Raw genomic sequence first — 19,145 nt, 5'->3', positions numbered from 1 at the left:
CTGATTATGGCGTACTCACATCTGAACCCTTGAGCCAGAACGGCACAACTTGCTCTGGAAGGATTTTACTCCACTCTTCTCTGAATAGTTTCCGATGAACGGTTCTACGATAAACCTCATTGAAGTGCTCTGTAGTAAAGGTCTGGATCATCCAGTGCTGCTGTTTACCAGAACACTTCAAACTGAAGAATGAATCAATTCCTACCTCAGCTATTGTTGGACTAACGTCCTCGAAGTCCTCGCATGAAGAAACGGTGTAAGGCATTGTGTCAAGCCATGTGACATCAAGGTTTTCTTCTATCATTTTTGAACGCACGCCCTCCGCTAAAAGATCAGCCGATGTGCCAAACAAGTACCAATCTTCGAGCGTTACTACAAGCGGAAAAATTGGCCGGCCGTTTCGCTCCCAATGCGTGTGACCTGCCAAAGCGTCAGAAATATTTTTATATATCTGCACGACAGCATTTACTAGAAATTTAACTTGTTGACCAATGATTTCTGGATCAATTGCCGATTTAGCACCAATAGTCATACGCTTGGCCTTGCATTCGATAAATAAATTTGCTCGGCCATCAGTCAATATCCAGTCCACCCCATCTTTTCTATCCCGCCCGACTTTGTATTCTCGCTCCTTTAAAATATTGAATCGAGATCGTGGAAATGTCTCAACTAGCACTTCGCCAAAATAGGATTGAAACGATGCACCAAACGGATTATTGAAGCCTTGAGCGTTTGCGATTTCGTAGAATAGACCCTGGCTTACGCGCTTCAAGATAAAGTAGGGGATAGGACAATGAAGGCGTTCAGGTCGTGTTGGATCCATGCCCACCAGCGGCTTAGCTTCAAGTGGATTCCAGGTATACATCCACGTGTCGTTATACTTTGCAGCTTCACTGACTTTGATTCGGAGTTGATCGACAGGCTGCGACAGCTTGTCGAACACTTTTTTTGTTCGCTCCAGATCAATCCCAAATGGTCGGTAGTCCTGGTTAGCAGATATCCCACATTGTTTTTGCAAATGGCCCGCAGCTGCAAAGCCCACGAAAAACCACTCTTTCGTATCTACACCTGTTTCGCGAACTAAAAGGCGCTCCACCTCAGGCTCTGAGAACACCTTGAAATATCGCATGAGCGAATTGAACTGACGCGAACGCTGCCAAGGGAATTGAAGGTGGGCAGTGGGGGTCAAGCTGTTGTATGCCCAATCTGGCGTTAGGCGTGCTTTCGCCATGTCGTTGTCAACCCGGCGCAGCATATTTATGGCTCGCGCCATATCAGGCCAATGGCGAAGGCGGAGCACTCCTTCAGGCGTCGCATGCAAAATCAATTCACGTGCGAGGATGGCAAGCTCCCATTTGAAAAGTATTTCCTTAATCTTGCCAAAACCCTTACCCGTCCATACCTTCTCATTCGAAGAAGGCAGGTCGACCGCTTGGAAGTACCACCATATATCTTCGATTGATTTCTGCAAGTTGTACTTACGTAGAAGGTTTCGAAAAGGCTTATATTGCGGATAATTATTCAAGGCTTTTAACTTCCGGAGCAAGAATTGCAAAATCGAGTCGACGGAGATCTACCGAGCTCCAAACTAACACCTAAAGCCCATTTTCTGAAGCCGGTCGTTTCTGCGGAAGACCTTGATCTCTATTAATTCTCTCAACTTTCAATCGTATAATTTCTTCAGTACGATCAAAAATACGATGAAGTGCGAATTCTAGAACGTCATAAATGTCGATCACATCTTGACGCTCAGGCATCTCTCCATTATGACTCCCCGCATTTCCCAGCCACTTCACAGCAAGCAGATGCTCTCTCACATTCGCGTGCCTATCAGGCATTTTCTCGATTCGTTGATGCAAAAACATCCTCTTATCATTTATCGCAAATTTTGCAGGAACGTTGAAATGATCCATCAAGGCTTCAACGGCGATACGAGCGGAATTCAATGCCGCCGCTGGATTGGCGAAGAACATTGAAAAAGACGTCCGCAAGTGGTCTGCGACTTCACGCGGGCAATCTTCCGGCACATCCATCATCTGAAGAGGAGGATAAAAGTAGCTTGGATCAAACAAATTAATATACTCTGTTTGGTGATCACCATCATCGTCGTAATAATCGATCCTATCTACCTCCCCCTTGCCTGCACAGCTGATAATCTCTTTGCATCTACTGCAGTAAAATATGCATGCAAATCGATAGCACCTCCATTCAGCTTGCGACCACTCCAACTGCTGTTCTTCGCGACTTTCTGCCGTCAGATTAAATTTCAAATTTTCTTTATCCAATGTGAGATGCCCTACTGCGCAGGTTGGGCATTTCCACTCCGGTAAATCTGTGATAGTGAAATTTTTAAGAAAGAGCTTGCGGTCCATTTCTCAATTCTCGCATAGGTATCTCCGCGTGCGCTAGCGGATCCACAGCGGGCGTCCGAGTGATGCCCAAGTGAATAAAGGAATACAAAAGATTGCTCAACGCCATACCAAGCGATAGTCTAGCTCTATCCAAATCATTAGTTAAGTCGCTCACAACGGCGCTGGACAGCAAAGACCGCGCCTTGCCGCTATCGGCCCACTACTCATTTCGGCTGAGCCGCCCCATCATTTCACGGCCCGCGTCGTATGCACCTTCGCAGGCGCTGCCCCTCCTTCGGGCATCGTCAGCAATGTGCGCCAGCTCTCCCGCTCGCTCGTCAGCGCTGCGCTGCAACTCGGCGAGCAGATCGAGGGCGCTGGTGTCTGCCGCGCGCTGTCCGGCAGCGGCGCGAGCGTGGGCGGCCGTACGATGGGAAGTGATGTAGTCGGCGAGGTCGCCGCGCAGCCGGCCAGCAGCAACACGTGCAGCGTCAGCGTCAGCTGCATAGCGCTCAAGATCCTGCCGCGCCTGGGCGTCGATGTTTCGGATGTCGTCAAGGTGCTTATCCTCCAGTTTTCGGTATCGCTCGGATGCCTGCAGCGCGGCCGTGGCTGCCGCCTCTCGCTCGCTGGCAAGTTCGGCGCGGACCTGGGCCGCCTCTCGCTCGGCGCCCAGGCGGGCCATGGCCTGCCAGGCCAGCAGCGCCGCGAGCAGCATGGCCAGTGCTTGCCACGCGTAGGCCTTGAGACCGGCGATCACGGCGTCGCCTTTGCCTCGACCAGCGCCGCGCTGAAATGCCCATCCCTACCCCACTGCGCGCACAGCTCGCGGGTGGCATCGCGGCGATCAACAAGGCCAGGCAGCCGCGCAGGAGCACCATTGACGGTGCCGTACACCCATCGCGGCATCTGCTGGCACGCAGCATCGAGTTGCCCGGCGTTGGCCAGGCGCATGACCGTGGTGTCAGCGGCGAGCGCCGAGGGTACGTTGTAGGCCATGTCGATGAAGCTGGCCTGCACCCACACGTTGTAGCTGCCCCAGTGCCGCAGGGTGCGCCGCGCCTGGCGTTCGGCCTCACGGTATTTAGGATGCTCCAGGCGCTCGCAGTCCTCGGGCGTGTAGTAGCGCCCCGCCACAACTTCGGGGCCTGTGACGCCCGCGCAAACGGTCAGCGGCTGCCCCTTGCCCAGGCGGTCGATGTAGGGCGTGCCGATGTGCCGGCCGCTGCTTTCGTAGTGCAGCCCGATCTCGCGCGCCAGCGTCACAGCCGCGCTGGGCCCGACCTCCTGAGTGGCGACATAGCCGCCAGCCGCAGTAACAGCCAAGCCCGCTGCCGTGGCCAAAAGGCGATTGCGCAATGTCTCGTTCATCGACCACCTCCGCCAATGGTCAGCGCCTTCCAGAAGGCAAGGCCAGCGCTCGCCATCATCACGATGTAAGTAATGGGTTTGGCCACCTTTCCGATCCAGTTGAGCACCTTGAAAGCACCCTGCGCGGCAGCGAAAAACTCCACCATTTCAGCCGTGTTGACACTGACCTTTTCCGTGGCCTCGGTGTTCGCGCGCAGCTCTGCTTCAATTCGCGTCATGCGCGCATCCCCCTCGTCCAACCGCGCGTTGATGGTCCGCGCCGTGTTCGGAGTGATTGCGTTTCCATAGTCATCCTGCATGGGCACTCCTAAAGCGTTACCGCCAAAACAAAAGCCTCGTCCAGAGATTGGGGAGTCCCACCCAAACGCGCCCACAAACCAGCGAGAAACGGGTTGCTGCGCTCCCAGGTATCTGCCTCGTACTCGATCTGCGCTTCGCGCTTTGCGGCTGCATCCGTGATCGCCGCAATGGCCGTTTCAGCGTCATCGAGCAGCCCATACGCGAGCAGCGCAAGACGGCCCTGGCGACGTGTGCAGGACTTCGGGATGAGTGCGGCAGCCTCGGCCTCGCGCTGACGCTGCAGCTCTGCCAATTCATCGGCGCTCAGCGGCACGACGGACCACTGCTGCCGCCAAACGCCATCAATTTCAATAGGCTCGATCTCAATGGGCTTATGCGTGTCAGAGTCGTATGTGGGCGTGTCCGAGGGCTCTACCGGCACATAGTGCTCAGTCGGGATAAAGGGCATGCCAAACATCGTGTTCGGATGGCGCTCACGAATATCCAATTCGGACAGCGGATATTCTTTTGTGTCGATATGAATGTACATATTTCTTCCTAGATGACGCGGCCAAGGCGCGTACCCGTCGCCAGCCATGTGACGTAGGCGTTGCCATCCACGTAGCAACCGGCCGCCTGTCCGTTTGATGGCAGGCCCTCACCGTGGTCTTGATAGGAGCCGCCCCAGGTGGCGTAGCTGCCCCCAATGCCGGCTTGCCCAATTGCGCCGCCAGCACCACCTGCGCCCCCCTCTGCCCAGGGCGCGGTCTCACCGCCCAAAACAGCGCCGCCATATCTCCAGTACGTCCCGGAGTCACCGCCGGTCTGGGAAAGCATGGTCACGGCACCACTCTCACTGAACCCAGCGCCCCGTCCCCCGTTGCCGCCGAAGGCCCAGTAGATGCCGTCATCAAACAGGTACTTGACCCAGGCCTGGCCACCGCCGCCGCCACTCCCGCCGCCACCGAACATGATTCCGCCGTTCGTGAGCTGGATACGTGTGCGCGTGTACAGCGCAGTTCCCCCATTGATCAGCCCACCCATACGAGCTGAAGAGTTCACAACGATATGCAGCACATCGTGCGGGATGTTTTCCACGCGCAGCGCGGCCACGTCGATGCCTGAATTGATGGTGAGCACGATCTGCCCCGCGCCGTCCCAACCAGCTGCCACGGCGAGGGCTCGGATGTCGGGGCTGCGTACGTGCGCAGCAATGTTGATGCGCGTGGTCTTGGGACCACATGCCATAAGCCATCGAACGCTCATGCTGTGTGCACTCCTGCAATGAATGCGTCGATGTACCCGGCGCGCGTCCAGACGAATGTCACAGTGACAATCTGTCCAGCGGTATATGTGGGCATGCTTACGCCGACTGGAAACCGTATGTCTGCCCCGAATGAGACTGGCCAAGCCCCGCCAGAAAACTGCATGCGCAGGGTTGCCTGATCCCCGAAGTCCCGGAGCGCCTGCGCAAAATGGGTGTTGTATTCGACTATGACGTGATGGATCGACCCTACTTTCGGATCGACAAAGTACAGCTTTGCAGCTCCAGGACCTACTCCTGTATTGGCCGTCACAACCCTTTCTCGGAAGTCGAGATCGCTGATTTCCCGGCTCCAGGCGGACCAGCTGGAATCATGTTTGTAGCGTCGAAACTTGGCCCCTGTTGCCAAAAACCCAGACAGGGTGAACGTCGCCTCCTGCATAGACCGTACAGCACCACGATCCCAGGTCTCAACCAGCCAGCCATGAATGGTGACGTTGGTTTTGTACGGCCAGTCCACGCCCCCGCCGTCGGTGGACTCAAAGAAACAGACGGTGCCCGCTGGGGCCGCGGACATAGGGATCGACTTGTCGTAGTACAGAACCGCACGGGGCACTACTTCCCGAGCCTGTGGCGCTTGGCCGCCACTTGCACCCTGCGGTACTTCGATATGCCCTGTAAAGATACCGCCCCCGCGCGGCATGAACGTGGCAGGCAAATCCCCAACGCCAGGCACCCACCTCAGAACATTGCCACCCCACCAGAACCAACGATTGTTGAGATTGGGATCGGTGCCGACGTTGATATACATCGCGCCTAACTTGATGGCCCCGCCCTGGTTGTCCGTGGTGGGCGGGACTGTTTTTGGACCGAGCATGTACTGGTCAACAGCCTGCGCGCTGGAGGCCGCAGATGCCGCAGCGCTCTGCGCCTGATTCTTGGCCGTCTCTGCCGACGAGGCTGCAGCCTGCGCAATCGCTTTCGCCGCCTCGGCCGCTGCAGCGGAATTTGCCGCCTGATTGCGATAGCCCATCGCCGCGTCGGCCTGCTCCCGCGCAGCGATGGCGCAGGTTCGGCAGGCCACGGCCACCTCTCGCATGCGCGATACGGCGGGCGGCACGCTGGTGGCGTAGTTGTAAGCCTCCTGATTGAAATTCGCGCTGCCGAGCGCGGGATACTGCGAGATGGGCAGCAGGTCTGGGATGTTGACGATGTCGGTCATACGTTGCCTTTGATTTGCAGGTCCACCTGGGCCGAAGTCCAATCGGTTGAGCGCACGGTGCCGGTGACCTTGCCCACGGTGGCCAGGTGCCCGTAGCGCGGCAGGTCGCTGACCTCGATGGCCACGGCCTTGCCCAGGATCTGGTCCAGCAGCGTCTTGGCTGCAGGCGCCTGCACCGCGTCGATGACGCAGCTCAGATTGATGTTGGTGGCCAGCCTCCCCTGCACCTCGGTGTAGGTGCCGTCCTTGCGGTCATCGACATAGGAGTAGTCGCGCGTGCTGGCTTCGACGCCGTACTGCGCGCCGCCCATGCGCTCGCGGCCAGGCAGCAAAAGCTGCTTCCAATTGCCCACGCTGATAAAGCCCACGGCCGCCTCCACCCCGGCGTTGTTTCGCGCCACGGTGATGGTGATTTCCATGCCCGGGTGAATGGGCAGATCCTTGAGGACGAAATATGTGCCGCGTTGCAGGTCGCCGAAGAGGTATTCCCATTCACCGAACGCCTGCTCCCACAGCTGCGCATTGACGGGCGGCACCAAGTCCACTCCATCAGCCCGGACGGTGATAGTCAGCTTGTCGGCCTCCAGGCCGTACAGGGCCAGGCCGTTGACGAAACCAGGCCGCAGCACATAGGTCAGCGATGTGGCCCGGCGCGCTTTGGTGAACAGGTATTTGTCGAACGGCGCCATGCGGTTGGTGGGCGCGCCTTCGTCACGCTCCCAGAATGTGGCGGCATTGGGCGTGCCAGGCTCGTAGGTGTTGGCAGGCGCACCGGCCACGGCCTTGACGCATTCGTAGGTGTAGCCCTTCCACACGCGACGCAGGCCCACGGCAGCATCCGAGCCGCTGGCCCAGGCCACTTCTCCAACGATCGCATCGACCTCGGGAATGGTGGTTCCGGCCATGAACATTTCTGGCGTGATGGTCTTGGGAACAAGGATGTTCATGCGATTGCCTTCCCACGCATGGCATTGCCGCCGTTGGTGACACGGTCGAACTGCTCACCCAGCTCAGGCAATGGCGCCGTGTTGCGCGCAGTGGCCTCTGCAGGAGCACGCAGGCCCGCCACCTCGCCGCGCAGGGCGCTGACCTCGGCCAGCAGCGCGGCAATCAGCGCTGCGCTTTCGGAGCTGCCCTCGCTTCCGCGCATGGCTTGGCCGAGCTGCTTCTGGTTCCAGTAGCGGGCCGGCCCGGTGGCCTCGACTTCCCAGCCGCGCTCGCCCACCACACGCAGGCCGCCCGCGTGCATGCCGCCGCTGGCGAATGCGGGGAGCTTGATGCCGGTGATGCGCTCGACTTCGGCCCAGTCCCGGGCATACAGCCCCGACAGCGCTTCCATGTCGGACAGCGTTGCGCCAGCGCTTTGCATGGCGCGCATGAGCCCGGCCAGGTCGCCTGTGCCGTCATAGGCGTGGTATTTGTCGAACAGACCATCCAGCTTGTTGACCGTGCCCGGCTCAACCACGGGCTCATACCAGGTGCCGCCAGAACCATCGCTGCGAGGCCGCAAATACTTGGAATCCACGGTGTCCGGCTGCCCGCCGCCACCCGGGCCCCAGACGGCGCCACCATCGTTGGCTCCTGCGCCCGGCTTGGTGCCGGGCTTGGTCGAGCCGGCATCCTTGCCCAAGGTGGCCAGCAGCTTCTCGAAATAGCCTTGCACCGTGCCGGTGAGCATCGTGGTGCCGTTGACCAGTTCGTCGGCGCGCTTGGCCAGGGCATCCAGGCCTTCAATCTGCGACTGCAGGGCCTTGAGGGACCGTTCCTCGATGCTCAGCTGCGATTCCCCCAGATCGCCCAGCTCCGCAAACTTGCCCGCCCATACCAGGGCGTCACGGCGGCGCTCGAAGTCGGTGGCGTAGACACCGCCAGTCAGGCCTGAGCGCGTGGCCTGGATGGCCGAGCCCAGGTCGGCGAAGTCGGAGACCTTCCGGCCCGCACGCACCCCCTGCAAAGCCTCCTCTATGTAGACCATGCCGCGCGCAGCCATCCACTGCGTGGTGCTGTCCACGGTGCCATAGAGATCGGTGGCCGCACCCTTCAACTGCCCCACCGCCGCCGTGATGGCTGAGATGGATTCCTGCACGCTGCTAACGCGCTCCTGCAGCAGTTCGCGGTCACGGTTCACGGCGCGGCTGAACAGGTCGTATGCCGCCGACTGCGCCTCCTTGGCCGCCACCTGGGCGGCGCGTTCGTCCTCGATGGCCCAGATGCGTTCCTGCAGGGCACGGTTGCTGGGGTCCAGCGCAGCCAGCTCCCGGCGGCGCAATTCCGCAGTGTTGCCCTGCATCTCCAGCAGCTTGCGCTCCAGGTCGGTGCGCTGGTCCACGCGGGCGATCTCTTCGCGCAGCGCCTGGTTGTAGTCCCAGGCGGCGCGCTCGGCTTCGCTCATGCCCTCGGTGGCCAGCTTGCGCAGAGCCTCGCGGTACTTGTCGGTCTGGCCCGTGGCGCGCAGGTACTCGGCTTCCAGCTGCCGGCGGTCGCTCTTGAGCGTGTCCAGCACCTGGCCGGCAGCATCGGCCACGGCCCCGAATTCCTGGGCCAGCGGGATGAGCTTGGCCAGCAGCTCCACGTCGCCGGCCGCCATGGCGTCCTCGATGAGCTTGCGGAACTTGGCCTTTGCGTCCTGACCCATGCGGGGGTCGATGTCGATCTTGAGGTCGGCCAGCGCCTTGTCCACCGCCTTGGCCGCGTTCTCGATGCGCTCCCGCTCGCTATAGAAGCTGGTGTAGAACGCATCCATACCTGTGATCAGGTCCTGGATGCCGCCCGCGCTTTTGATGAGCTTGGCAATGGCTTCGTCGCCCAGCTTGCCGAAGTTGGTGATGTTGCGGGTCCAGCCCTCGATGGCGGCGCCGGTCAGCTCCACGGTCTGCAGGGCAGCGTTGAAGCTCTCCAGCGTGATCTCCTCGCCCATGTCATCGAAGACATTGCGCATCCAGCTTGGGATATCAGCCTTTTTCAGCTGCTCGATCAGCGATCCGCCCATGTCGGCAATGAACTGGGCATAGGCCTTGGTGGGGTCCGTGCCAAGCGCGCCATCGCGCTTGGTGTAGCTGCTCAGGACCTCGCCGGTCACCTTGTCGATCAGCTTGAAATAGCCGTAGGAATCCTCGTCGCCGTACTTGGGATTCGACGCAAAGCCCGCGACGATATCGATCTGCTTGGCGCTGTCACCGGCATAGCGCGAAAGACGTTTGTAGACATCGGACAGCGCATCGACGGTAGTGCCCAGTTGCTTCTCAAGATCCGCGTTATGGCGCTTGGTCAGATCGTCGTACCAGTCACCGCCCGCACGATCGAACAGCATCTCGGCGGCCTTGTCATTGCCCGCACCCGTTGTGCTGTAGGCCGCGCCAACGTGGTTAGCACCGCGCGAACCAAACAATCCTCCCTTGAGCAGCGAGAAAATGGCGATGGCACCCGCAATCCAGGGCATCGCAGCGCCAATGCCAGACATCAGCGAGCCAAAGCTGCTGCCGACACCGGCCCAGCTGCCATTGCCCGCGATCAGGGCGCCAAGGGCATCGCCGCCAGCCAGGCCCACGGCATTGGCACCAGCAAGGCTGGCAGCCGACGCACCAGGCATAAAGCCCCACATTGCCTGTGCACCTGCACCCAGCGTGCCGAGGTTGTTCAGCATGCCCATGCCAGCGCCGCCACTCTGGCCAGCCGCAGCAGGTGCGCCAAACAAACTGCCCAGGGCACCGCCAGCAATCTGGACTGTGGCCTGAATCAGCGGTTTGAAAATGAGCGTGCGCGCCAGATTCTTGAGGTACTGACCGAACGAGAGACCGCCCTGCATCAGTTGGTCGGCCAGGCTCTGGCCAATCTGGTCCACGCCCTTCTGCCACTCCGAGGTGCTGGCCTTTGCAGCCTCTGCAGAGGCTTCGCGCGAGGCCTTCACCGAGGTCAGGCCCAGACGCTCGCGCAGCAGCTCGATTTCCTGCTGGAGCAGCGCGTGCTCCATGGTCATGGTGCCGGTGAGCGCGGCCGAGCGCTCCATCTCGGCCAGCTGCTGCTCCTTGCTCAGGATGATGGCCATCTGCCGCTGCTCGATGACCACGCGCTGCTGCTCGGCGCTCAGGCCGATCAGCTCGATCTCGTCGCGCAGCGCCTGGTTGCTGGCCGTCAGTTCCTCGACCGTCTTGCCCTGGGTGGTCATCCACTCCTGGCGGTACTTGCGCTCCTCCTCGGCCAGCTTCAGGGCCTTCTGCCTGGCCTCGTTTTCCTTCTCCAGCGTCTTGAGGGTCTTGAGCTTGGCTTCGATGTTGGCGCGCTCTCCAGCATTGAGCCCCTTGAGCGAGCCCAGCAGATCCTGCGAATACTTGATGCGCAGCTTGTCGGCTTCGCCCAGCTTCTCCCCGCCGGAGATCTCCAGGCGCTGGGCCGCAATCTTTTCCTCGATGGAATCGACCAGGTTGCCATAGGCCGTGTGCAGCTGCTTGGCCGAGCTGGCACGGGCCTTGGCCGATTCGTCTTCCTTATAGTTTTCCTTGGCCAGCCTGCTGACAAGGTCCACATAGGTCGCCTCGGTGATGCGGCCGGCCTGGCGCAGCTCGTTGAGTTTTTGCAGCTGCGGCAGATAGTCCTTGTTGACGCCGTAGAGCTTCTGGCGGATCTCCAGCAGAGTCTGCTCGGCGTCCGCATCCTCCTGGGCCTTTTTCGCGGCGGTCTCTGCAGCGGTGGGCGGATTGATGGAGCCGCGCCCACCGCCCGCACCCTTGCTGCTGGCGTTGAGCATGTCCAGCTCGGCCCGCAGCTTGGCAATCTGGTCCTTGCGAGCCTCGATGGTCTTGGCGATGTTGTCCGCGCCAGCCGTGCGGCCACCCGCCACGGCGCGCGCCATGGCCGCCTCGGAACGCTCGTTCTCGACGCGCAAGGTGGCAATCGCGTCCTCGATGCCCGCAGCCGTCTTGGCGTACATGTTGACCGCCGCCACGCCGGCACCAGCCACCACGCCAACACCCAGCAACGCAAGCGTCACGGGATTCGCAGCCAGCACGGCGGCCAGCGTGACGATGGCCCCCTTGACCACGCCGATGGCCCCGCCCACGGCCACCAGGCCCGCCGCTGCGGCCGCGCCGCCAGCAGCACCCAGGAAGGTCATCACCACACCCTGGTGGTTCTCGACCATCTTGCCCAGCCCATCGATGGCGTCCGTGACCAGGCGCACGCCGCCGGCGGCCTTCTCGGAGAACCCCGTGCTCTCGTTGATCGTGCGGAACAGTTCGTCCCAGGAGTCACCCAGGGCAGCAATGGCGCCATCCAGGGTCTTGGCACGCTGCTCCATGGCGCCGCCGAAGGCGGTGTTGCCGATGTTCTCCAGGTAGTCGGTGATGTCCTTGGCCGAGTTCTTCACACGGGTCGTGACACCCTGGAAGGTGAACGCCACCATGTCGCCCTGCTTGGACGCCTTGATGCCGAATTCCTTCAGGCGCTCGAATTCGCCCGTGGATGCATCGGCCACAGCCTCGATCATCTGCATGAGGCTCTTGCCCATGCCGGCCGCCGTATTGCCAAAACTGGTGAGCTTGGCCTGGGTGGGATCGAGGCCCAAGGCCTTCATCTTCACGAAAGCCTCGGTGGCCTGGGCCAGCCCATAGGGCGTGTCCTTGGCAAAGGTCTTGATCCAGGCCATCTCCCGGCCAGCGGCCTGGGCGCTGCCCGTGACCGTGACCAGCGAGCTGTTGAGCACGTCGAATTCGCGCTGCACCGACACTAGCTTGCCGACGAACGCCGTAACGGACACGCCGGCAAACACGCCACCGAGCAACGTGCCCAGGCGCCCCAGCGAGCCGGCCATGCCATCGACCATACCCGTGACGGTGCGCTTGGACTTCTCGACCTCGGCCTGCAGCTGTGAGCTGTCGCCCGTAATCAGGAACCGCAGGTAGTCGATGTTGCTGGAGCCGATCATGCAGCCCCCTGCAGATCACTTCGGCGCGCGTCGGAACGAGCGCAGCATGTCGCCCAGGCCGCTGGACACGCGCTCGCGCCGCTGCTCGGCCTGCTCAGGTGACTCATCAACACTGCCTGGCCGTGGGGCGCCAGGGTCCTTTGCTGCGTCAACGGCGTCCATGCAAATGCGGGAAAGTGCACACAGCGTTTTGCCCTCCCACGGGCTGAGCCGCACGCCGTGGATGGACTGCCAAGCCACCAACTGTTCATAGCCAATGGGCATGCTGCCCATGGCCGATTTGATGAAGGGACCCAGGTCGAAGAACACTTCGAGGAGATAGCCGGCCGGGCCAGGGTCGGGCAAGTCAGGCTCACGGCCTTCTGCCTCGAATTCCTCGATGCGTGTGATCCTGGGTTCATCATCTTGCTGCTGGGTCTTTTTTCCGTTCTTGAGCTTGAGCGGGGCGTTGAGCCACGCCCATGTGCGCACGTAGAGGCTCAGTCCTTCGGCGCACTCTTGGAAAAATTTGCCCAGTCCGCCGCAAAGGCGTTGACCTGGTCAGCCACCCAGCCGGCAGCAGGGTCCGCGTACAGTGCCTGCATCCCCTCGCGCACGGGACGGCCTTCCAGGTCCAGGCCTTCGACCGAGTGCGTGATGTCGGCCAGCAGCGCTGCCGTGTCGGCAGTGCGCTCTTCGGGGGTGCGCTCTTCCAGCGCGCGGCGGTTCTTCTTGACCAGCGCCATGACACGGCGCTGAGCGCCCAGCTGGGCCTTGCGGTAGGGCTCTGAACCGGGGCCGTACACATGGATCAGCACGGGCTGCTCCACAGCCCCAGCGCCTTTGGTGGGGTCCTTGAAGTACAGGGGTTCGCCGGCGGCGTCCTTCAGATGCAGGGCAGCGGTGTCGGCAACGCGAAGTTGGGAAAGCTTGAGCATGGTGGTGGCAATGAAAGAAAGACAGAGGGGCATGCCACCCGGCCGCAGCCGGGCATGGCAGCGGCGAATTACTCGGGGATGAAGCTGGCCTGCACCGCTACGTTGGCGAGCACGTTGGCATCGGAGCGCGGGTTTTCCGTGCTGTCGTCACTCCACTTCTCGAAGTCGAAGCCGGCGGCGGCCTGCGCGAACACAGGCTTGCCCGTGGCGCCCTGCAGCACGGTCTGGCTTGCGACGCCCACAATGGAGCCATTGGCGCCGGCCGTGTAGGCCAGGGTGAACGAGATGGCGGGGACTTCGATGATGTCGTTGTCGATTTCCAGCTGTGCCGTATGCGCCGTGATGGAATCGACGCCGCCCACGTTGAGCTTGAAGCTCATGCACTGCGCCGTGAAATAGTGGCTCGAACCGTCCTGCAGGCGGATGCAGTAGCTGTAGCTGTCGTCGGACACAGATGCAGCCTTGAGCAGCACCTGGCCTTCGTCGTTCATGTCGCGGGCCATGGGCACGGACAGGCTGCCATCGTTGAAGCTGCCTTTGCGCTTGACGATGCGGCGGGTTGCCAGGGGCGAATGCGTGGCCTGGTTGTATTCCCGGCCCAGTTCGGCCAAGTCGGTGATCTCAGCGATCTCTTTGAAGGCCAGGGCCTGGAAGCCGGCCGCATCGTAGGATGCTGGCCGGGCGGCGCAGATCAGCAGCTTGCTGCCGGCCGAGGTACGAACGTTTTGGACTGCCATGGTCGTTTCCTTTCAGGGATGGGAAGCCGGGCCGCGCGGAGCGCCCTCGGCGGTGAGGTATCGGCACAGCCACATGCCGCGCACGATGTAGATGGGCTGGGTAGCGGCGTCGTCCCACTGGCCACGGATGCCGCGCAGGCGCGGTGGCGCGATCAGCAGGCCGGCCAGCACGCCGCCAGCAGCGGGCCCCATGCGCTCCTCGATCTGCGCATGCAGCTCCATGGCCTGCTCGCGTGCCTGGTCTCCCGTGGCGATGCTGGTGACATCGACCAGAAATTCCCGGTGCAGCGTGGCCAGGCCACCGCGCCCGCCCGAGAGGGGTTCGATGCCTTCGTCTGCCGCGCTGATATCAATGGCTGGCAGGGCACTTACCGGGTATGCGTTGCGACCTTCGACGCGGACGCTGTCTCCAGCCAGGGTGGCCGCGAGCACAAGATCCACCCGCCAGGCGGTCAGGATCTGCTGTTGCATGTGCTGCGCCATGTCAGGCCACCTCCAGCTGCAGCAGCAGCCAGCCGGACTCGTCGGGCTGGGGCGGCTCGGCGATCCGGTAGGTGATCTGGTCAATCTCGATGGACTCGTCCTGGGCGATGCCAGGCACCATGACAGCGGGCAGCCGGCAGGCCAGGACGTAGGCACCCACCATCCCCAAGGCCTCGCGCGGGCCGCGCCGCAGGATGACGCCGAAGGGCTCACCGCCCTGCCAGACAGCCACCGCATTGGCGTGGTGCCGCTGCTGGGCCGAGCGCACGCGCCCTGCCCGCTCGGCACCTGGGATGAGGAGGGATGTCATGCCAGTGCCCGCTCCGCTCAGCCCGCGACCGTGCCGATGACGCCGGGCAGGCAGACGGCGCCCTGCGTGGACGCGCTGTCGGCCGCCTCGAAGGCGAACGCCGCCCCCGTCACGTCGCCGGCCGTGGCCGCGCCGCCAACTGCGAATGCGCCGGTTTCGACATCCCAGCGCAGGGGCTGGCCCTGCGTCCACGCGGTGCCTGCCGCCTTGGGCAGGACAAAGACGCCCACGCGCTCGGCGTTGTAGGGCTCGCCAACCTGGGCCGGGCCATTGGCCACGGCGAGAATAGCGCCGATGGCCACGGGCTGGCCTGCAGCCACTGCGGCGGCAGCTGCCAGGACCTCGATGACGTGGCCGCGCTGTTGGTAGTTTTTCATGGGTTGCACTCCTGAAAGCGTGTGTGTGGATGGCGGCGCGCTCAGGCGCCGTTGCTCTTGGCCAGGCCGTGCCAGTCCAGGCTTTTGGCAGCAAAGTCCAGGCTGGCGCGCAGCTTCACGCCGTCCACGTCTTCGCTGGAGAAGGTCTCGGTGCGCAGGCCCTCGTAGCCGTCCACGTAGGCGTACTCGACGGTGTCGATCTGGCCGGCGCGGGCCGCCAGGTAGAACGCAGTGGTGGACACGTCATCCAGCAGCGGCTCCACGATGGGCTCCAGCGCCGTGCGGCCGCCCGTGCGGAACTCGTTGATGTCGCCGGACTTGGTGGGCTGGTAGTTGGGGCTGGTGAACTGGTAGGCCAGGGTTTCCAGGTCGGAGGGGACGAGCAGGTAGGCTGGAGCGATGTTCAGCGCCTCCTCGTCCCGGCCCTTTTGCTTGCGCATCAGCGTGCGCAGGCTGGAAAGTGCTTCCAGCGAGAACTTGGAGCCTGCGCCGGTCAGCAGATTCTTGTGCTCGGCACCGAACAGTGGTTCCCCATCCGACATGACCGGGTTCCCCAGGATCTGTGCATAGACCAGACGGTTTTCGAGGCTCCGCGCTGCGGCGGCAAACTTGGTCCCTGTGCGCGTCAGCGAGTCCAAATCGTCATTGACGATCATCTGGCGGGTGATGGCCAGCGAGCGGCCGAACGTGAAGGCGCGGTAGCCCGTGACATCCTCGGAAAGGCTGCCGTAGGTGTACTCGCCGTGCTCGTTGAGCTTCTTGAGTTCGACATCACCACCCACGCCGATGGCCTGGCGGATGCGGAAGTCGGGCAGGTTGGAGGCACGACGCGCCCACAGCTGGTAGGTGCTGGGCGCCTCGTCATAGGCAGCACGCAGTACGCGCTGGCCCACGCCACCGAGCAGCGCAGGGAAGTCGCCCGTGCCCAGCATGCCGGAGCGCACGCGCAGCGCCACGTTGACGATCTCGGCGCGACTCATGCCGCGTGTCTTCTGGCCCAGGCCTTCGGCCACCTCGCGCGCCATCTCCACCAGCGACAGCGAGCGGTACTGGCGGCCGTTGTCGTCCAGCTGCGCGCCAGGGTCCAGGCGGTGCATGAGCGCGTTTTCGATCCCGCGCATGCGGGTTTCGTGCTCGTCGCCCACGGTGCGGATGGTGGTTGTGGGTCCGCTGGCGTTGGCCTGGCTGCGCTGGTCCAGCGCCGTCAGCACGGCGGCGCGAGCCTGGTCCATGGTGGACTGGTTGCGCAGCAGTTCGGTCTGCAAATCGGCCAGGTTGTGGCGCTGGCACAGCGCAACGATGTCGGCGGCGCGCTGGCCGTCGAAGGCACCAGCAGGCGCGGGCTGCGGCGCGCCCTCGGTCTGGCGATTCTGCGGAACCTGCGACACGTTGGCGGGCGCTGTGCCGGGATTGGTGTTGGCGGTCTGGCCGCCTTCACCGGCTTGGTTTGCTTGGGGCATACGTTGGTGCTCCTGGGTGGTAGGTTGGGCGGCTGCCCGTTGGAAGAACTCGCACGGCATGCCGCCCTGGGGCGCTGCACCGGACGGGGCCTGGGAAGTGGGTGCGCTGCGCGTGCCGGCGTTGGGGTCGGCAGGCACAGTGACGAAAGAGATTTCCTGCGGGGTCCAGGCGACGGCGCGGTAGAGATCGACGTTGATGCCGTCCGTGCGGTCCTGGGCGCGGGTGATTTCGTAGCGCTGGACGCTGTAGCCAAAGCTGATGGCGCGGATGATCCCGGCGCGGATGTCGGCCACGATGCCGGCCAGCTCGGGACGCTGGCTCAGCCGGATCACGGCCCGGCCTTCACCACCTTCGATCCAGCCGCGCTCGGCAATGCCGAGGATGGCAGCCACGCCGCCATAGGCGCGGTGACCGTCCAGCACCTGGACAGTGCCGGCGTCAAAACGGGCCATGTCCACGGCCTCGGGAGTGATCTGCAGGTCCTCGTCGTAGGGACGATCGTTCCACCAGTCGTAGCGGCGCACCATGGCGCCCGTGGTCCAGACCACCTCGACCGTGCTGTCGGCCTCGTTGTAGGTGTCGGGGACCAGGCTTGCGGCGCGCGTCTGCACCGGCAAATCGTGGACCTGGGGCGCGGAAGATTGGGCGTTGGCTTGTGGCATGGCGCTCAGTTTTCCGGTTTGACTGTCTCAAATCCCGGAAAACTGAGACGATTTCACTTCTGCCCCTGCCCCTCCATCTGGGCCACCAGATCGATGGGGTTCTGCGCACCCCACAGCGCGGCCAGCAGCGGCAGGATGCCGCGTTCACGCAGACGCACTAAGTCGCTCTCCAGCTCCGTGAAAACGTCCTCTGGGTCATAGCCACGGCGCCGGATCACTTCGCTGATGCTCTGCATGCCGCCCTTGACGGCGCTCAGGTCGCTGGCCACGTCCTGCACGGGGTTCGGGCTGGCCCAGCGGGGCGTGCTCCAGTCCGGCGCCTGCACATTGGCCGGCACCGTGGCCACCAGATCCACCGCCGCCACGAACCACCGCGCAATGGGCGCGCACAGGCGCGGCACGGTGACGCGCCACTGCTCGGATTCGACCTCGGCCCGGAACTGGTTCATGGACATGCGTGAGGTTGAGAAATTGACCTCGGTCAGATCGCCGGTCATCAGCTCGTAGGGGCAGCGGTAGCCTGCGGCCACCTCCTTCCACCCTCCCTTCATGTAGTCGCCAAAGCCCGGGACGGCCTTCGGCTCGATGAAGGTGGGATTGGTCATGCCCGGCGGCAGGCCCACGATGCCGCCGCCAGCGAGGTCGCCCAGATCCATCAGGCCGGGCTTTTGCCCCCCGGCCTCCTCGGGCAGCGGCGGCGGCATGCCTCCGGCCCCTTCCATCTCGGCCAGCACCCCCATGCGCGATTCGAGCTGCTTGCGCTGCAGCTCAGAGTCACCGTATGTATGCAGGTCGCGCACCTTGGCAATGATGGGCGCCAGGCGCGTGATGCCGTCCTGCTGGCCGGCGCGCTCGGGATCAAAGAAGTGAATGATTTCTTCGGCCGGCACGCGCTGGCTGGTGCCGCTGCGCCCCACAGTCCACATGCCGGCATCGCCCGGGTGGCGGTCGAACAGGTAGTAGGCCAAGCGCTGCCCGCGCTTGTCGTACTCAATGCCCCGGATGATCTCGCGCCCGCCGGCAAGAACGCCGTTGCGCTCCACGTCCAAGAAATCGATCTCCAGCAGCTGCAGCTTGAGCGGCACCGTGGAGCCCATGCGCTGGATGTGCTTGCGGATGAGCACGGCGCCGTCCACGTCGCGCGTGCGCTCGGCCTTGTACTGCAGGCCGTAGAAGTCCAGCAGACCGTCATAGTCGGCATGGGGCACCCATTCGCGCCAGCGTTTGGCCAGGCCATCGTCGGCCCACACCGGCACGATGCCCTGGCCCACGCGCATGGCGAGCACGGCATTGACGGCGCGCACGATGTTCGGCACGTTCTGCGCGAGTGAGCGCGCACGCATGCGCAGCTCGCGCGCATCGGCGGCGTGGTCTGCCGTGGGGCTGGCCCCGGAGCGCTTGACGCGCCAGCCATCGGCGCGGCTGGCACCCTCGTAGGCGCGCACCAGCATTTCCCGGGCGACCTGGCGGCGCACGCCCTGCGCGGGCGAGAAATAGCCGACAACACGGTCAACCAGCGTGGGGGTGGCCCTGCGGGCTACGGTACGGCGCTGCATGATCAACGGTCCCGCAGGCCGGCGAAGCGAAACCGTGCCACCAGGGCGCGCGGCTGGCCGGTACCGGCCACGGCTGAGATCTGCGTCTGCAGATCCCGGCGCGCGCCCATCATCTCGTCCAGGCTGCGATAGGTGACCGAGGCGCCATCCTCGGTCGTGATGGTGCGCTCACCACTGTGGATGGCGGCATTGAGGCGCGCGAGGCGCATCTGAAGGTCTTGGAGCGTGCTCATAT

The 19,145-nt window shown here is 62.9% G+C and carries 19 protein-coding genes; all 19 read right to left on the bottom strand.

Annotated features, from left to right (window positions below; translation table 11 throughout):
- Positions 1 to 4 precede the first annotated feature (4 nt).
- The 19 genes from ACF8LI_RS19245 to ACF8LI_RS19155 all read right to left on the bottom strand — a co-directional run bounded on the left by ACF8LI_RS19245 (position 5) and on the right by ACF8LI_RS19155 (position 19,143).
- Positions 5 to 1,471, bottom strand: coding sequence for a hypothetical protein (locus ACF8LI_RS19245; RefSeq protein WP_392453856.1), 1,467 nt, complete (start codon positions 1,469 to 1,471; stop codon positions 5 to 7).
- A 124-nt stretch (positions 1,472 to 1,595) separates the two neighbouring features.
- The gene (locus ACF8LI_RS19240) at positions 1,596 to 2,372 is read right to left on the bottom strand and encodes a DUF4145 domain-containing protein (RefSeq protein WP_392413916.1); all 777 of its coding nucleotides are present in this window, start codon (positions 2,370 to 2,372) and stop codon (positions 1,596 to 1,598) included.
- A gap of 199 nt (positions 2,373 to 2,571) precedes the next feature.
- Entirely contained in the window at positions 2,572 to 3,111 is a 540-nt protein-coding gene (locus tag ACF8LI_RS19235) for a DUF2514 family protein (RefSeq protein ID WP_392413914.1), read from the bottom strand.
- Positions 3,108 to 3,722: a lysozyme gene (locus ACF8LI_RS19230; RefSeq protein ID WP_392413912.1), complete on the bottom strand. Its 615-nt coding sequence runs from the start codon at positions 3,720 to 3,722 to the stop codon at positions 3,108 to 3,110. The genes ACF8LI_RS19235 and ACF8LI_RS19230 overlap by 4 nt, the downstream gene beginning before the upstream one ends.
- Positions 3,719 to 4,021: a hypothetical protein gene (locus ACF8LI_RS19225; protein WP_392413910.1), complete on the bottom strand. Its 303-nt coding sequence runs from the start codon at positions 4,019 to 4,021 to the stop codon at positions 3,719 to 3,721. Before ACF8LI_RS19225 ends, ACF8LI_RS19230 begins: the two co-directional genes overlap by 4 nt.
- Before the next feature lie 8 nt (positions 4,022 to 4,029).
- Positions 4,030 to 4,551: a hypothetical protein gene (locus tag ACF8LI_RS19220; RefSeq protein WP_392413908.1), complete on the bottom strand. Its 522-nt coding sequence runs from the start codon at positions 4,549 to 4,551 to the stop codon at positions 4,030 to 4,032.
- 8 nt (positions 4,552 to 4,559) lie between these two features.
- A complete protein-coding gene (locus tag ACF8LI_RS19215) occupies positions 4,560 to 5,267 on the bottom strand; it encodes a hypothetical protein (RefSeq protein WP_392413906.1) in 708 nt (235 codons plus the stop codon).
- Complete coding sequence (locus ACF8LI_RS19210; protein ID WP_392413904.1) at positions 5,264 to 6,487, bottom strand: hypothetical protein; 1,224 nt, start codon at positions 6,485 to 6,487, stop codon at positions 5,264 to 5,266. The genes ACF8LI_RS19215 and ACF8LI_RS19210 overlap by 4 nt, the downstream gene beginning before the upstream one ends.
- Positions 6,484 to 7,434 (bottom strand): hypothetical protein, encoded by a 951-nt coding sequence (locus ACF8LI_RS19205; RefSeq protein ID WP_392413902.1) that lies wholly within the window; start codon positions 7,432 to 7,434, stop codon positions 6,484 to 6,486. Before ACF8LI_RS19205 ends, ACF8LI_RS19210 begins: the two co-directional genes overlap by 4 nt.
- Positions 7,431 to 12,407: a tape measure protein gene (locus ACF8LI_RS19200; protein WP_392413900.1), complete on the bottom strand. Its 4,977-nt coding sequence runs from the start codon at positions 12,405 to 12,407 to the stop codon at positions 7,431 to 7,433. Before ACF8LI_RS19200 ends, ACF8LI_RS19205 begins: the two co-directional genes overlap by 4 nt.
- Before the next feature lie 15 nt (positions 12,408 to 12,422).
- Positions 12,423 to 12,878: a hypothetical protein gene (locus ACF8LI_RS19195; RefSeq protein ID WP_392413898.1), complete on the bottom strand. Its 456-nt coding sequence runs from the start codon at positions 12,876 to 12,878 to the stop codon at positions 12,423 to 12,425.
- 8 nt (positions 12,879 to 12,886) lie between these two features.
- A complete protein-coding gene (locus tag ACF8LI_RS19190) occupies positions 12,887 to 13,324 on the bottom strand; it encodes a hypothetical protein (RefSeq protein WP_230355141.1) in 438 nt (145 codons plus the stop codon).
- Positions 13,325 to 13,392: 68 nt separating this feature from the next.
- Positions 13,393 to 14,061 carry a hypothetical protein gene (locus ACF8LI_RS19185; protein WP_392413896.1) on the bottom strand — a complete coding sequence of 223 codons (669 nt, stop codon included), beginning with the start codon at positions 14,059 to 14,061 and terminating at the stop codon, positions 13,393 to 13,395.
- Positions 14,062 to 14,073: 12 nt separating this feature from the next.
- On the bottom strand, positions 14,074 to 14,532 hold the full coding sequence (locus ACF8LI_RS19180; RefSeq protein WP_392413894.1) for a hypothetical protein: 459 nt from the start codon (positions 14,530 to 14,532) through the stop codon (positions 14,074 to 14,076).
- Positions 14,533 to 14,545: 13 nt separating this feature from the next.
- Positions 14,546 to 14,854 carry a hypothetical protein gene (locus ACF8LI_RS19175; RefSeq protein WP_392413893.1) on the bottom strand — a complete coding sequence of 103 codons (309 nt, stop codon included), beginning with the start codon at positions 14,852 to 14,854 and terminating at the stop codon, positions 14,546 to 14,548.
- 17 nt (positions 14,855 to 14,871) lie between these two features.
- Positions 14,872 to 15,231, bottom strand: a complete 360-nt coding sequence (locus ACF8LI_RS19170; protein WP_392413891.1) for a DUF2190 family protein — start codon at positions 15,229 to 15,231, stop codon at positions 14,872 to 14,874.
- Positions 15,232 to 15,272: 41 nt separating this feature from the next.
- Positions 15,273 to 17,354, bottom strand: a complete 2,082-nt coding sequence (locus tag ACF8LI_RS19165) for a prohead protease/major capsid protein fusion protein (protein WP_392413889.1) — start codon at positions 17,352 to 17,354, stop codon at positions 15,273 to 15,275.
- 53 nt (positions 17,355 to 17,407) lie between these two features.
- Complete coding sequence (locus tag ACF8LI_RS19160; protein WP_392413887.1) at positions 17,408 to 18,910, bottom strand: phage portal protein; 1,503 nt, start codon at positions 18,908 to 18,910, stop codon at positions 17,408 to 17,410.
- 2 nt (positions 18,911 to 18,912) lie between these two features.
- Entirely contained in the window at positions 18,913 to 19,143 is a 231-nt protein-coding gene (locus ACF8LI_RS19155) for a phage head-tail joining protein (protein ID WP_392413885.1), read from the bottom strand.
- Positions 19,144 to 19,145: the final 2 nt, after the last annotated feature.

This window comes from Delftia sp. WSY_12, assembly GCF_043104645.1.
Lineage (GTDB): Bacteria > Pseudomonadota > Gammaproteobacteria > Burkholderiales > Burkholderiaceae_C > Comamonas > Comamonas tsuruhatensis.
Note: the sequence above shows the minus strand (reverse complement) of the source record. Positions and strands in the feature narration are given on the sequence as shown.